Source organism: Xanthomonas hortorum pv. cynarae (genome assembly GCF_002939985.1).
In the GTDB taxonomy this organism is placed as follows: Bacteria; Pseudomonadota; Gammaproteobacteria; order Xanthomonadales; family Xanthomonadaceae; genus Xanthomonas; species Xanthomonas hortorum_D.
Map to the genome: position 1 here is coordinate 70777 of NZ_MDFM01000011.1, position 14402 is coordinate 85178.

At 64.6% G+C, this 14402-nt stretch carries 8 protein-coding genes, 1 other RNA gene and 1 pseudogene; 5 read left to right on the forward strand and 5 right to left on the reverse strand.

What is annotated here, in order from left to right; translation table 11 throughout:
• The first annotated feature begins 74 nt into the window (after nucleotides 1–74).
• The gene (locus tag XcyCFBP4188_RS09650; protein WP_043909924.1) at nucleotides 75–2375 is read left to right on the forward strand and encodes a TonB-dependent receptor; all 2301 of its coding nucleotides are present in this window, start codon (nucleotides 75–77) and stop codon (nucleotides 2373–2375) included.
• 96 nt (nucleotides 2376–2471) lie between these two features.
• Here XcyCFBP4188_RS09650 and XcyCFBP4188_RS09655 read toward each other — a convergent pair.
• A non-coding RNA gene (locus XcyCFBP4188_RS09655) (sX9 sRNA) lies at nucleotides 2472–2547 on the reverse strand.
• Nucleotides 2548–2624: 77 nt separating this feature from the next.
• Here XcyCFBP4188_RS09655 and XcyCFBP4188_RS09660 point away from each other — a divergent pair.
• Nucleotides 2625–3719 (forward strand): glycerophosphodiester phosphodiesterase, encoded by a 1095-nt coding sequence (locus XcyCFBP4188_RS09660; protein WP_043909911.1) that lies wholly within the window; start codon nucleotides 2625–2627, stop codon nucleotides 3717–3719.
• A gap of 126 nt (nucleotides 3720–3845) precedes the next feature.
• Here XcyCFBP4188_RS09660 and XcyCFBP4188_RS09665 read toward each other — a convergent pair.
• Nucleotides 3846–4610: pseudogene (locus XcyCFBP4188_RS09665) on the reverse strand (rhomboid family intramembrane serine protease); the annotation flags it as partial.
• 338 nt (nucleotides 4611–4948) lie between these two features.
• Complete coding sequence (locus XcyCFBP4188_RS09670; RefSeq protein WP_006449013.1) at nucleotides 4949–5905, reverse strand: TerC family protein; 957 nt, start codon at nucleotides 5903–5905, stop codon at nucleotides 4949–4951.
• A gap of 318 nt (nucleotides 5906–6223) precedes the next feature.
• Between XcyCFBP4188_RS09670 and XcyCFBP4188_RS09680 the strand changes: the two genes are divergently transcribed.
• Nucleotides 6224–7390: a class I SAM-dependent rRNA methyltransferase gene (locus XcyCFBP4188_RS09680; RefSeq protein ID WP_006449014.1), complete on the forward strand. Its 1167-nt coding sequence runs from the start codon at nucleotides 6224–6226 to the stop codon at nucleotides 7388–7390.
• Nucleotides 7391–7435: 45 nt separating this feature from the next.
• Entirely contained in the window at nucleotides 7436–7753 is a 318-nt protein-coding gene (locus XcyCFBP4188_RS09685; protein ID WP_006449015.1) for a hypothetical protein, read from the forward strand.
• A gap of 63 nt (nucleotides 7754–7816) precedes the next feature.
• On the opposite strand, the gene XcyCFBP4188_RS09690 is transcribed toward XcyCFBP4188_RS09685, so the two are convergent.
• The gene (locus XcyCFBP4188_RS09690) at nucleotides 7817–9700 is read right to left on the reverse strand and encodes an Svx/AvrXca family virulence/avirulence protein (RefSeq protein ID WP_104592007.1); all 1884 of its coding nucleotides are present in this window, start codon (nucleotides 9698–9700) and stop codon (nucleotides 7817–7819) included.
• Nucleotides 9701–9895: 195 nt separating this feature from the next.
• Entirely contained in the window at nucleotides 9896–10876 is a 981-nt protein-coding gene (gene ftrA / locus XcyCFBP4188_RS09695; protein ID WP_006449017.1) for a transcriptional regulator FtrA, read from the reverse strand.
• 189 nt (nucleotides 10877–11065) lie between these two features.
• Here ftrA and XcyCFBP4188_RS09700 point away from each other — a divergent pair, with 189 nt between their 5' ends.
• Nucleotides 11066–13600 carry a TonB-dependent receptor plug domain-containing protein gene (locus XcyCFBP4188_RS09700; protein ID WP_104592008.1) on the forward strand — a complete coding sequence of 845 codons (2535 nt, stop codon included), beginning with the start codon at nucleotides 11066–11068 and terminating at the stop codon, nucleotides 13598–13600.
• The last annotated feature ends 802 nt before the right edge of the window (nucleotides 13601–14402 follow it).

The window sequence follows — 14402 nt, forward strand, 5'->3', positions numbered from 1 at the left end:
TGTCCCGGTCGCATCGGCGCAAGACAGCTGTCGCACGCTTGCCGTCATCTTTTGACTTGTCCCCCATGCCGCTCATGCCCAAGACCCATCTGTTAAGTGCCGCCGTTCTTACCGCGCTCGTGTTGTCGCCGGCTGCCCATGCCGCCGATCCCGAGGTGACTGCCGATACCGGCACGACCGTGCAGCAGCTCGATGCGGTCTCGGTGATCGGCCAGGGCGAAACGCGTCAGGTGCAGCGCATCACCCAGCAGGACATTCCGGTGTTGCCGCCGGGCACCAGCATCCAGAAGCTGCTCAACCGCATGCCGGGCGTCAACGTGCAATCCAACGATGCCTTCGGTGCCAACGAAGAGTCGCAGACCATCAGCCTGCGTGGCTTCAACGGCACGCGCCTGGGCTATACGCTCGACGGCCTGCCACTGGGCGACAACGCCTACGGCAACTACAACGGCCTCAATATCAGCCGCGCGCTGATCGCCGAGAACTTCGGCGGCGTGGAGCTGGCCTCGGGCATCGGTGCGCTGGGCACCGCCTCCACCAGCAACCTCGGCGGCACCATCCAGTACTACTCGGCCGATCCGTCCAGCGTGTTCGGCGGGCAGCTGTCGCAGACGGTTGGGTCGGATGCCAACCGTCGCACCTTCCTGCGTGTGGACACCGGTGACTACAACGGCTTTTCAGCATATGTGTCGGGCATCAACGCCGAAGCCGACATGTGGGCACGGCCGGATTCGCCGACCACCACGCGGCAGTTCAATGCCAAGGGTGTGTACCAGTTCGACGGCGGCAAGTTGACCGCGTTCGCCGATACCTCGCGCACCTCGCAGGCGGATTATTCGTATCTGTCCAAGAGCGGCATGGCGCGTGGCCTGGGTTGGGACTGGAATCTGTACGCGCCGGACTGGAACCGTGCGTTGGCCGCGGCGTACTGCGCACCTGCCACGCGGAATGCGGCACGCTGTGGTTTCAGTGGCGGCGTGGACAACGTCGACGATGCCTATTACCAGAGCCGTGCGTTGCGCGACGACGATCTGTTCTACGTGGCCGGCGATTTCCAGCCCAACGATGCGATCAGCCTGCACACCCAGGTCTATCACCACGAAAACAAGGGTCAGGGCCACTGGTGGTCGCCGGGCCAGGCATCGAACCCGGGCACGCCGCAGGCCCTGCCGATCTCGATCCGTAGCACCAATTACTGGATCAACCGCACCGGCGGCATCGCCTCGCTCGGTTGGAACCTGGGCCCGCATCACCTCGAAGCCGGGCTGTGGTACGAGCGCAACCACCACGATGTGGAACGCAATTTCTACTGGATCGATGGCCCGGTCAGCGACGACAAGTTCCTGCAGGATCCGGACCGCCGGTTGTTCTCGCAGAACTACGTCATCACCACCCGGCAGTTCTACGTGCAGGGCAATTTCAAGTTCTTCGATGAGCGCCTGAGCGTGGATCTGGGCATCAAGAGCCCGAGTACCGAAATGACCGCGCGCGAGACGCCGGGCGTGGCGGTGGAAGCGCCGGTGGCGACCGGCTCGATCAAGGCCAGCGAGTCGGTACTGCCGCAGATCGGTCTGGGCTATCGCCTGGCCGAAGGGCAGGAAGTGTTCGCCTCCTACGCGGAAAACATCGCCGCGTTCCAGGGCGGCGGCGCCGGCGGTCCCTTGCTGGTGACCCAGGCCTCGTTCGATGCCAGCGCTGGTGCGCTGGAGCCGGAAAAGTCGCGCACCATGGAAGCCGGTTATCGCTTTGTACGCGATCACTTCGAAGCCTCGCTGGTCGGTTACGACGTCACCTTCGATAACCGTCTGCTCTCGCTCAATCCCTGCGCCAGCATCCAGCAGGGCACCACGCCGGCCTGCACCACGCGGTTCTTCAACGTGGGTTCGGTGAGCAGCCGCGGCGGCGAACTGACCGTGATCTGGAAGCCTACGAGCTACCTGCAGTGGTACAACTCGGCCTCGATCAACCGTTCGACCTACGACGACAACTACGTGCAGAACGGTGTGACCATTGCCACTGCCGGCAAGACCACGGTGGATACGCCCAAGCGCATGTTCGCCAGCGAAATCGCCTTCAACTACGCCAACTGGAACGTCAATCTGCGCGGCAAGTACACCGGGCAGCGCTATTACACCTACACCAACGACCAGGGCTTTGGTGGTTACACCTCGTTCGATGCCGGCGCCGGGTACGACTTCGGTCAGGCCGGCGTGCTGCAGGGGCTCAAGCTCTCGCTCAACGTCACCAACCTCACCGACAAGCGCTATGCATCCAATCTCACAGCGTTCGCCAACAGCGATCCGAATGGGCGTCAGCTGGCGTTCCATGCCAGTGCGCCGCGGCAGGTGTTTTTGACGCTGGATGCGAAGTTCTGAGTCAGGGATTGGGGAATCGGGATTGGGGATTCGTGACAGCGCGTTTTGCTGCTGCTCACGGATCCCGGTGTCGATTGACATAGATAGTTTTAGAGTGGCTGACAAGACGTAGCGCGTGGTTGTCAGGCGGGTGCGGACGATGCGGAGAAAGCAGGGTGTACACGTCGTACACGCCGCACCGCCAATCGGCCGCGTTCGCCTGGCGATCATGCCTTGGTTTTGATGGCTGCTTTTTCGTTGGAGAAATGCATGATGCAGTTCCACCGTGTTCTAGTGTTGGGAGCGATGATGGTCGGCATGAGCGGCCCCGTAGTTGCAGAAGCGCCGTTGGCGAAAACGGTGCAGATCTTTGCGCACCGTGGTGCCAGCGCGTTGCGCCCGGAACACACGTTGGCCTCCTACGCCAAGGCCATTATCGATGGCGCCGATTTCGTCGAGCCGGATCTGGTGTCCACCAAGGATGGCGTGCTGGTGGCCCGGCATGAGAACGAGATTGGCGGCACCACCGATGTGGCCAGCCATCCGGAGTTCGCCGCGCGCAAGACGCGCAAGACCATCGATGGCCAGCCGATGGAAGGCTGGTTCACCGAAGACTTCAGTCTTGCCGAATTGAAGACGTTGCGCGCGCGCGAGCGGCTGCCGCAATTGCGTGGCACGCGTTGGGATGGGCAGTTTCAGATCGTGACCTTCGACGAGATCATCGATTTTGTCGCAGCCGAATCGGCAGCGACCGGGCGCACGATCGGGCTGATTCCGGAGATCAAGCACCCTAGCTATTTCAGTGCGCTGCATCTGGCGATGGAAGACAAGGTGCTGGCGAGCTTGCGTGCGCATGCCTACACGCAGACCGCGCCGGTGGTGATCCAGTCGTTCGAGACCGGCAATTTGCGTGACCTGCGCGGCAAGATTGGACGCACCAGCAACATCCGTCTGCTGCAGTTGCTGGGTGGCGCGCAGATGGCGCTGCCCGATGCGGGTGTGGGCAACGCGCCGCGCACCTACGGGCAGATGATCACGCCCGAAGGGCTGAAGCAGATCGCCAGCTATGCCGATGCGATCGGCCCGGACATCCGCAGCATCATTCCGTTGGATGCGCAGCAACGCCTGGGCACGCCGACCAGCCTGGTGCACGATGCGCATGCGGCTGGGTTGCAGGTGCAGCCGTATACGTTCCGTCCGGAGAATTATTTTCTGGCGGTCAACAACCGCAGTAATGGCGCGGTGACCGAGCGTAACGAAGCCGGTGCATTGGCCGAGCTGAAGGCGTATCTGGATGCCGGTATCGATGCGTTCTTTGCGGATGATCCGGGCCTGGCGCGGCGTGCGTTGAGCGAGCGCAAGTAACGCCGATGCTGGTTGCGAAGCGCTCTGTAACGGCTGGGAATGTCGTGTCCCCTCGCGATCAGCCGTTGTAGGAGCGTGGCCGCGCGCGATGAGGCGTTACCGATAACGCCTCATCGCGCGCAGGCNTGGCGGAAAATGCAGCACCACATTCTGCGAGCCGTCTTCCTGGCGTTGCCATAGCACCGGCACCTGGCGCGGCGGCGGCGGTTCCAGCACGTCGCGTTCGGCGTTGCTGACTTCCCAGGCGGCGTCTTCGTCCTCGTCGTCCCAGCTGTAGCGCGGCTTGGCCTGTTGTGGGTCGCGCAGGCGCAGCAGCAGTGCGGCGATCAGGCCGGCCACGGCGCCGCCCAGGTGCGATTGCCAGGACACGCCGGCCTCGTGCGGCAGGATGGTCAGCAGCATGCCGCCGTAAAACAGGAAGGCGATCATGCTGGTGGCGATTGCCGGGCGGTCGCGGCGCAGCAGGCCGAGCACGAACACCAGAAACATCAGCCCGTGGGTGACGCCGCTGGCGCCCAGGTGGCGGCTGCCGGGTTCGCCCAGCAGCCAGGCGCCCAGGCCCGAACCCAGCCATAACAGCGGCAGCGCCATGGCGGTGGCGCGCGGATACACGCTACCGGCCAGCGTGCCGAGGATCAGCAGGGCGGCCGCGTTGGCGCCCAGATGCGCGAGCGAGCCATGCAGCAGCGGTGCGGTGAGAATGCCGAGCAGGCCGTCGGCCTGTAGCGGTGCCACGGCCCAGGCGCGCCAGTCGAACATGCCCTGGGCGGTGAATACCGCCACCAGCAGCAACACCGCGGCCAGGCTGAAGTTGAAGGCACGCAAGACCCGGGAACGGTCCAGACGGTCTTGGGCGGTGGCGTCCGCGGCGGCAACAGGATGCTGTGTCATGCCTTCACGGATGGCGTCGCGCGGGTTTTTTACAAGCCTATCCGGCGCGGGATAAGCAGGCCCGGCGACGGGATAATCCAATCCCGGCGCCGGTCGTTGGCGGATCGGCCTGCGCCTTATCACGGACGATCTGCGCCTTGGCTGCAGGGTCCTTGCCCGCCCACCATCGCGGGACACGCCGCAAGTACGTCCGTGTAGGCTCTTACGCGGCATCCATGCCGCGTAAGGTTCCGCGACGGTGGGCGGGCAAGGACCAATGGAGACGGTCGGTGCGCATGGTTGGGAGCAGTGCACGCGGCGCTGCCATTCACGAATCCCCAATCCCCAATCCCGGCCCGTCAGTGCCGCGCCGGCTTGGGCGGACGCAGCAGGCTCAGCACGATGGTGAAGATCAGGATCAGCACTACCGCCGCCAGCGAGACCAGCACCGGGATCTTGTACAGATCGATGATCATCATCTTGGTGCCGATGAACACCAGGATCACTGCCAGGCCATACGGCAACAAATGGAAGCGATCGGCCATGCCGGCCAGCAGGAAGAACATCGCGCGCAGGCCCAGCACCGCGAACACGTTGGAGGTCAGCACGATGAACGGGTCGGTGGTGATGGCGAAGATCGCCGGAATGCTGTCCACCGCGAAGATCACATCGATCACCGCGATCAAAATCAGCACCACGAACAGCGGCGTGAACCAGCGCTTGCCGTCCTTGATCACGCTTAGCAGGTTGCCGTCGTACTGCGGGCTGAGCCGCAGATGGCCGCGCATCCAGCGCAACACCGGGTTGGCTTCCAGATCCGGCTCCTTGCCGGCGGAAAACCACATCTTGATACCGGTCAGCAGCAGGAACGCGCCGAACACGTACAGCAGCCAATGGAACTTGGTCAGCAATACCGAGCCTGCAAAGATCATGATCGCGCGCAGCACGATGGCGCCCAGCACGCCGATGATCAGCACGCGCTGGCGCTGTTCTTCGGGCACGCCGAAGTAGGTCATGACCATCAGGAACACGAAGATGTTGTCGACCGCCAGCGATTTCTCCACCAGATAACCGGTCAGGAACTCCAGCCCGATCCGGTCGGCCGCCGCGTCGCCCATGCTGCCCTGCAGGTACCACCACAGCCCGGCGTTGAAGGCCAGTGCCAGCAGCACCCAGCCGATGCTCCACCAGGTGGCTTCCTTGAAGGTCACCTTGTGCGCGCCGCCGTGGCGCATCAGCACCAGATCGACCATCAGCGCCACGATCACCACGATCGCGAAGCCACCCCATAACCAGACATTGCCAATGGTTTGCATAAAAGAATCCCGAAAAGTGAAACGACCTGGACAGCCGGTGGGCTGAGGCCTTGTGACACCGAAATCGTGGATTCCGGGTGACGGACCTTCGCCTGCGCGGCGAAGGTCTCGCTCGCAACCGGTGTGGGCCGGTTGCCGTTGCACCGGAGCGCCTGATGACAGGGCTCGTAATGACGGCGACAACGCTGGAGCGACTTCCCGAACGATGGCATGACCGCTGCGACGTTCTGTTGGCCGTTCCTGGGAGCTACTCCCCTTCTGAGCCCGATTCTGCGTTGCGGACTCAGGCACGTCAATCCAGCCGGATACAATGGGCGGATGAATACTCCAGTCCCCGTCGTCCGACTCAAGAATGCGTGGCGCTCCAGCCACCCGTGGATCTTCCAGAAACTGGTGGAAAAGCCCGCCGCCAAGCCCAAACCCGGCACCATCGTCGATGTGGTCGGCGTGGACGGGGAGTGGATCGGCCGCGGCTTCTACAACGGCCATTCGCGCATCGCTGTGCGCATCCTGGAAACCGACCAGTCGGTGCCGGTGGATGCGGGCTGGTTCTCGCGCAAGATCGCCGCGGCGGTGAGCTTGCGCCGCGACTGGCTGAGCCTGGATGCGGTGTCCGATGCCTGGCGCGTGGTGCACAGTGAAGGCGACGGCCTGTCCGGCCTGGTGGTGGACCGCTACGGCGATCTGGTGGTGGTGGAGTTCTTCGCCGCCGGCATGTTTCGCCATCGCGAATGGATCTACGAGGCGCTGCGCGAGCAGTTCCCGGGCTGCCGCTTCCACAGCTTTGCCGACGAGCACGTGCAAAAGCAGGAAAGCTTCGATTTTCACGGCAACACCACCACCGAAGCGTCGGTGATCACCGAGTACGGCATCAAGTTCCGCGCCGACCCGGCCGGTGCGCACAAGACCGGGTTCTTCGCCGATCAGCGCGAAAACCGTCAGTGGCTGAGCGAGCAGGTCAAGGACAAGACGGTGCTGGATCTGTGCTGCAACACCGGCGGCTTTGCGGTGTATGCGGCCGCGCGCGGCGCCTCGGAGGTGCTGGGCGTGGACATCGACGAGGACGTGATCGCGTTGGCCAAGGGCAATGCCAAGCTCAACAACGTGCGCCCCAAGTTCGTGCAGGCCGACATCTTTCCGTGGCTGCGCGACGCGGCCAATCGCGGCGACCAGTTCGATGTGGTGATCCTGGATCCGGCCAAGATGACCCGCGACCGCGAGCAGGTGATTCCGGCGTTGAAGAAATACCTGGACATGAACAAATTGGCGTTGGGCGTCGTCAAGCCCGGCGGCTTGTTCGCCACCTTCTCCTGCACCGGCTTGGTGGCCGAGCAGGAATTCCTGGACATGCTGCGCCGCGCTTCGTATTTCTCCGGGCGCACCATCCAGATCCTGAAAGTGGCCGGTGCCGGTCCGGACCATCCGTTCATGGCGCACGTGCAGGAATCGCGCTATCTGAAGGCTGTTTTCTGCCGCGTGATTTAGCGCTGCAATCAATCAACGGCGATCAACCCGTGGAGCGGCCAGTCGATGACACCGGACGATGACGAACGCAAGGCGCTGACCCGGTTGCTGCGCGAGATCGAGCGGCCCAATGCCAGTCTGCTGGCCAGCAACTGGCCGGTGTTCGGCGTGTGGCTGCTGTTCTCCGGGGCCTTCATGTATCTGTTCCAGACCGGCAGAGGCTCGCCGTTGCACCCATTGCTGCTGGCGCTGGGCTCGACCTGCCTGGGCGTGTTCGGGGCGTGGATCGTGCTGCGTTCGGTATGGGCGCGGCAGTGGCCGCATGTGCGCGAGCACATCGACGTGGAGAGCGTGCGCGCGCGTCTGGCCGAACTGGGCGATTGAGCTGCAGCACGCGTGGGCTTGTACGCGTGCTGCAGGTTGCAAGGTCACCCCGTCACTGCGGACTCACCAGCCGGCAGGGCGCGCGGTGATTTCCGGTACCGCCTGGCGCAGGTCGGCCCCGAACTCGGGATTGCGCATCGTCGCGCCATCGGCGTAACCGTAGAACACGCCTTGCGTGGGTGTGGTGCCTTCGCGCAATTCGATATCGCCACGCACCTGCGTGGTGCCGGCAATGGTGACCGCGCCGAAGGCGCCCGGCCCCATGAAGGCCGTATTGGCCTGCGCATTCGCACCGATCGTTGCGCCCGGATGCCACACCGTCAGACCGTCCAGCACCGCATTGCCCTGCACGGTGCCGCCCATCACCGTGGCATGGCCGTCGATGCGTGCGTTGCCGAGCACGTTGCCGGCCAATACGCGCGCACGCGGCCCTACGTACGCGGTGGAGGCGACGTTGGCGGTGCTGGCGACCCAGCCGCCGCCATTGGCGTGGCGGCGCCCCACCGGGGTGGGCGTGGGCGCGCCGGGCTGGCTGCCGGCCGGTGCTGCGTTGGTGAGCGTCACGCTCCACGGGTAGCGGTAGATCGCGTAGTAGGACTGGTCCCACTTGATTTTGTGCACGGTGCTGGGCGCGCCCATCACCATCAGGTACACCGCGCGGTCGCCGCTGTTGCGGGTGACGTTGACGCTGGCCTTGGCGCCGCGTTGCAAGGCGCTGTAGCGCGCCCGACCGCTGCTGTCGATGCTCACCACGCCCCAGCGCCAGTCCGAATCCGGCAGCGGGATGCTGGCCGGGTCGGTGGCCAGGCTGGGCAGGGTGGTGACGGCGGGTGCGCTCTGCACATGGCCTTCGAAGGCGACCGTGAAGCTGGTGGCGCCGCTGGCGGGAATCAGCTGCACCAGGTTGTAGCCCCAGCGCTGCGGTGCCCATTCGAATGGCACGCGGTATCGGTTGGCCTGGCCGGCAACCGGATCGAGCACGGTCATGCGCAACGCGCGATCGCGGTTGTCCCAGTCCTGGGTGCGTTGCGGATCGAACGATGCATTGCTGCCGTAGCGCGCGCGATACAGCGCGCCCTGGTCGCTGCCATCGGGGCTGGTGTAGTCCCAGTTGACGTTGCGCAGTGCCCAATCGCCGAACACATCGTTCAGTTGCGACTGCGTCCATCCCATGTTGGTGCGGATCACCGTAAATGGATCGGCGCTACGCTGTGCCGGATCGCCCGGCTTGGGCGCCTTGGCCCACAGGTCGTTGATGATGGCGTAGCCATAGCGGTTCTTGAGGTACTCCAGGAACTGCCAGTTGCAGTAGCGATCGCGGGTGGAGCCCAGATACAGATGCGGGTAGTTCACCAGCATGCTGGAGCAACGCACGTCGCTGGAATGGAATTCCGGGAGCTGATGGGTCATCCAGTTGGCGTCCGATTCCCAGATCCAGCCGGTGAAGTCCGAGTCGCGCAGGCTCAGCGTCTGGCCTTGCAAGGCGTGCGTGAGTTCGTGCGCCAGGCCCCAGTGGTCGCGCAGGCCGCCCGGTGCCATCCACATGCCCATGTTGCCGCTACCGGTGACCCCGCCGCTCAAACCGAAGCCGGGATCCAGATGGATGCTGGCCTTGTACTTGGTGGCGCTGGTGCAGGCCGGCTCGGGGAATTGCAGGCGGTTGATGAAGGTGTCCCAGACCATTTCCAGATGCTCGCCGGCAGCGCGCACGTCGGCGCTGGACACGCCATCGCCGTTCCAGCGGAACGCGAAGTGCGTGGTCTCGTAGCGCACCGCCGGCATGCCGGCTTCATTGCTGCGGGCGACCCAGGTGCCGGCGGTACAACCGGCAGCGCTGGCGGAAGAGGCGGCGCACAGGCCGGTGGCGATCAGACCGGCCATTAGCAGGCCGGTGGTCAGACGCGGTGTGGGGCGCCGTTGGGGCAGGGCGCGCGATGCGGTGGACATGGGAGGTTCTCGCGAGAGGATGGGATGCGCGCACGCAGCCGCACACACGCAGGGCTGCGCGGTGTCGAAAGAACCTGGGGGATGGCCGCCGGCTGCGGTGGCCGCGCAAGTGTGCGTAGCCACGCAGCGTGCGCAATTGCTTTGCTTAGGTATTTTTCAGAACTGCAACGTGTGCATCGCTCGCGCTGTGGCGCGCTAGGCGATCTGCAACCGGCGCCGGTACGCGGCCGGGCTGGCCTGGGCGAGCACGCGAAAATGCCGGCGGAACGATTCCAGCGAGCCGAAGCCGGCGCGCTCGGCGATCCAGTGCAGTGGGCGGTCGGTGGTTTCCAGCAGCTCGCGTGCCAGCGCCACGCGTTCGCGGATCACCCAGTCGATCGGCGACAGCCCGGTGGCTTCGAGAAACTGCCGCTGCAAGGTGCGTTGGCTGAGCGCGGCGCGTTCGGCCAGGCTGGCCAGGGTGTGCGGTTGATCCAGATGGCTGCGGATCCATTCGGTGAGCACGGCCAGCCGGTTCGGTTCGCCGAGCGGGATCGAACGGTTGACCAACTGGCTGCGTTCGCCATCGCGCCACGGTGCCAGCACCAGCCGTTGTGCGACCAGGTTGGCCACATGCGTGCCGTAATCCTTGCGCACCATGTGCAGCAGCATGTCCATGCCGGTGGCCGAGCCGGCCGAGGTGAGGATGCTGCCGGTGTCGACATACAGCACGTTGGCGCGCACCTCGATGGCGGGAAAGCGGCTGGCGAGCAGATCGGTGAGCCGCCAGTGGGTGGTGGCGCTGCGACCATCCAGCAGGCCGGCATAGGCCAGCACGAAAGCGCCCGAGCAGATCGAGGCCAGCCGCGCGCCGCGTGCATGGGCGGCGCGCAGCTTGTCCAGCAGTGCAGCCGGTGGGCATTCGTCGGGATTGCGCCAGCCCGGGATCACGATCACGTCCGCATCGTCGAGCCGGTCCAGCGTGGCCGGTGCCTGCAACAGGCAGCCGCCCAGCGTCTTCAGCGCGCCCGGCTCGCACGCGCACACCACGCTGCGGTACCACTCCACGTCCAGCTCCGGGCGTTGCGGCGCGAACAGCCCCACTGCGCAGCCGAACTCGAACAGGCCCAGTTGCTGGTAGGCCAGAATCGCGACCAGGGGCGCGGCGGTGACGTGCGGGGAGTCGGGTTCGCTCATGTCGCGTATTAGGCCGCGTTTGCAGCGCGTCGCGACGCTGCAGGCTGCCTGCAGTGGTGACCAGTGGTTGTGACCACATCGCCAATGGAAATGTGGCTGGCGCGATGTTGCCAGCGGTTGTCGTGCGCACCGATGGTGGCAGGTGCGCGCAACGCCTTGAATGGACGGCATCCCGTTCAAGGCCCTCCAATGCGCCGATTCCGTCCGTGGCTGCTGCTCGCAGCGCCGTTGTTGTCCGATCCCGCCAATGCCGCGCCGGCCGATGCGCCTGCGGCTGCTGCCGCCACCTTGGACACGGTGTTGGTGACCGGCTCGCGCAGCAGCACGCGCACGGTCAAGAACAGTTCCACCCCGATCGATGTGGTGTCGGCGCAGGAGTTGGTGGCGACCGGGCAGGGCAATCTGTTGGACGCACTGCAACGGACCTTGCCGTCACTGAGCCAGGTGGGTGGCTACCAGAGCGACCAGGAAAGCCTGGTGCGCGGCTATCAGCTACGCAATCTGTCGCCGGGTTACACCTTGGTGCTGATCAACGGCAAACGGCGTAACGCCAGCGCCTATGTCAGCGGCGCCAATGGTGGCGGCTTCCCCGGCCATGCCTGGGCCGACCTGGCGTTGATTCCGATCGCGGCGATCGACCGGGTGGAGGTGTTGCGCGATGGCGCTTCGGCGATCTATGGCTCCGATGCGATCGCCGGTGTGGTCAACATCCTGCTCAAGACCCAGGCCAGCGGCGGGAGTGCTTCGCTGGAGAGCGGCAGCAGCAGCGATGGCGACGGCAGCCGCACCAGCGTGCGCGGCAACCTGGGGCTGCCGTGGGGCGACGATGGCTTCGTCAATCTCTCGGCCGAACGCACCCGCCAGCACAGCGCGATCCGGCCATTGACCTATCAACCGGACTATTTGAGTTATCCGGCCATCGGCGCCGATGGCCGCCTGGTCGCACTCGGCAGTTACAACCGCCTGCCGGCCGGCGCCACGCGCAACCCGGCCGAGGCCAGCCGCGATGCGCAGGCCAACCGCATCTACAGTTCGGCCGATTACGCGCTGACCAGTGCGGCAGTGAACGCAGGGCGCGGCCTGGGCGATGCGCTGCAGGTCTATGTCACCGGCACTGCCAGCGATCGCACCGCCAGCGCGGCGCAGAACTTCCGCCAGCCGGCGACGATCTTCGGTGTCTACGATGCGGCCGGTGTGCTGACGGTGCAGCCGGATGGGTTCTCGCCATCGATCCAGAGCAAGGAGCAGCAGTACAACGGTACTGCAGGATTCAAGGGCGCGCTGGCCGGTTGGGACTACGACGCCAGCGTGACCTACAACCGCGACACCATCCGCACCTACACGCGCGATTCGGCCAACTTCTCGCTGGCGTATCCGGGCGCGCCGACCGATTTCTATGACGGCAAGGTCGATTATCTGCAGCAACTGGCGAATCTGGATCTGCGCCGCGCCATCGCGCTGCCGGCGCTGGCCTCGCCGGTGGAGCTGAGCGCCGGGCTGGAATATCAGCACGAAGATTATCGGCGCAATCCCGGTCAATGGGAGTCGTACACCGGCTTCGGCGCGGCGGCTTTCATCGGCTTTGCACCAGCCGATGCGGCCGATGCCACGCGCAACAGCAAGGCGGCGTATCTGGGCGCCTCGGCCAATGTCACCGAGCGCTGGTTCGTGGATGCGGCGGTGCGTTACGAAGACCATTCCGACTTCGGCGATGTCACCACCGGGCGCCTGTCCACGCGCCTGGATGTCAACGATCGCATCGGCGTGCGTGCGACGGTGAGCAACGGCTTTCATGCACCGGGATTGGCCGCGCGTTATTACCAGGTCACCGGCAATTGCCCGTGCGGAACGACGCTGGTGGCGCAGGTGGATTCGCCGGTGGCGCGCGCGCTGGGCGCGAGCGATCTGCGCCCGGAGAAAGCGCGCAACTACAGCGTGGGCCTGACCTTCGATCCGGTGCAACATGTGCATGCGGCACTGGATGTGTATCAGATCGACATCCGCGATCAGCTCGGGCAATCCAGCCAGATCGGTTACAACGCGCTGGATCCAGCCAACGTGGTCGACTACGGCAACAGCCCATTGAGCGCTGCGCAACAGGCCACCATCAATGGCTTGTTGGGCAGCGCCGGTATCGCCATTCCGTCGGGCGAGGCGTATTACGTGAGTTACTTCACCAACATTGGCGACACCCGCACGCGCGGGGTGGAGTTCACGCTGGAAGCCACCCAAGACACCGACTGGGGACGTCTGCGTTACACCTATGCGGCCAACGCCGGGCGCACCGAAATCACTCAGGTACGCGGTGTGCCGGGTGCGCTGCAGGGCTTGCCCAACATCGGCCTGCTCACCGAAACCAGCGAGTATGCGTTGCGCCATCGCTCGCCCATCTACACCCAGGTGGCCGGCGTGTCGTGGAGTCAGGGGCGGTGGAGCGCCAACCTCAATCTCAACTATCTGGGCCCACTCAAGCGGCTGACCAACGGGCAAAAATATCAGTTGAGCCCGGTGTTGGTGAGCAATCTCAGTGGTAGCTACACAATTGGTAATGGTTGGAGCGTGGATGCCGGTGTGGACAACCTCGGCGACAAGCGCACACGCAAGATTCCCGAGGCCGCGCATAACGCCAGCCAGCGCGCCAGCACCACCTTCACCTACGAATACGGCGACGTGCTCGGCACCGTGGGGACGTATTGGTTTGGCCGCATCAACTATCGCTTCTGACGCCGTCTGCATCAGGTGCCGTTTGGATGTTCTCACGTCGCGTTGGTTGAGGGAGCTGTGGCCAAGCTACGGATCATTCGCCTTGCAAGAGACCTGTTCACAAGGCTCGATTACTTCGAGACACAGCACAACGGAGATTGGAGTCGTAGCTGGGTTTAGATGTAGTCGAAAGCTGAGTCGGTCGAGGGCGCGGTGCCCTCACCGCTTGCAGGACACGCCGTGAACCCGTCCCTGGGGGCTCGGTGGCGGCATCCATGCCGCCACACGGTCCCGCAAGCGGCGAGGACACCGCACCAGAGAGTTGGTCGGTAGTTTTCTTAAAAGCTTGTCCGTTGCTCGGCTTGCATTTGCACACTGATCGGACGCGCCGTCATCCAGCAACGCACGTCATGCCTTGCTTGCAACCATGCAGACCGACACTCTCGACTGGTCCTTGCCCGCTCACCGTCGCGGGACCTTACGCGGCATGGATGCCGCGTAAGAGCTTACATGGACGTACTTGCAGCGTGTCCCGCGATGGTGAGCGGGCAAGGGCCCTGCATCCAAGCCGCAGATCACCCGCTCTGCAATCAACGCACACACAGCGTCCAAATCCTCCCAAGACAACCACCACCTCACGCTCTTGTCGCGCGCGTTCCGACGCGTGACGCGCGCCACTTTTCGCCTGGGCGCGCGATCGGCTTCTGTCGCATGCATAACTCAAAGCAGTCAGGTCATTGCCAACGGCCATTTCGCTGGCCGCATCTGACCGGACATTGTCGATTTCTGGCGCGATCTGCGCGCTGGCGGTCACTAGGCTGGA

Excerpts from the sequence above, each read along its gene's own strand:
- XcyCFBP4188_RS09650 (WP_043909924.1), top strand. The coding sequence starts at position 75 with ATGCCCAAGACCCATCTGTTAAGTGCCGCCGTTCTTACCGCGCTCGTG.
- XcyCFBP4188_RS09660 (WP_043909911.1), top strand. The coding sequence starts at position 2,625 with ATGATGCAGTTCCACCGTGTTCTAGTGTTGGGAGCGATGATGGTCGGC.
- XcyCFBP4188_RS09670 (WP_006449013.1), bottom strand. The coding sequence starts at position 5,905 with ATGCAAACCATTGGCAATGTCTGGTTATGGGGTGGCTTCGCGATCGTG.
- XcyCFBP4188_RS09680 (WP_006449014.1), top strand. The coding sequence starts at position 6,224 with ATGAATACTCCAGTCCCCGTCGTCCGACTCAAGAATGCGTGGCGCTCC.
- XcyCFBP4188_RS09685 (WP_006449015.1), top strand. The coding sequence starts at position 7,436 with ATGACACCGGACGATGACGAACGCAAGGCGCTGACCCGGTTGCTGCGC.
- XcyCFBP4188_RS09690 (WP_104592007.1), bottom strand. The coding sequence starts at position 9,700 with ATGTCCACCGCATCGCGCGCCCTGCCCCAACGGCGCCCCACACCGCGT.
- ftrA (WP_006449017.1), bottom strand. The coding sequence starts at position 10,876 with ATGAGCGAACCCGACTCCCCGCACGTCACCGCCGCGCCCCTGGTCGCG.
- XcyCFBP4188_RS09700 (WP_104592008.1), top strand. The coding sequence starts at position 11,066 with ATGCGCCGATTCCGTCCGTGGCTGCTGCTCGCAGCGCCGTTGTTGTCC.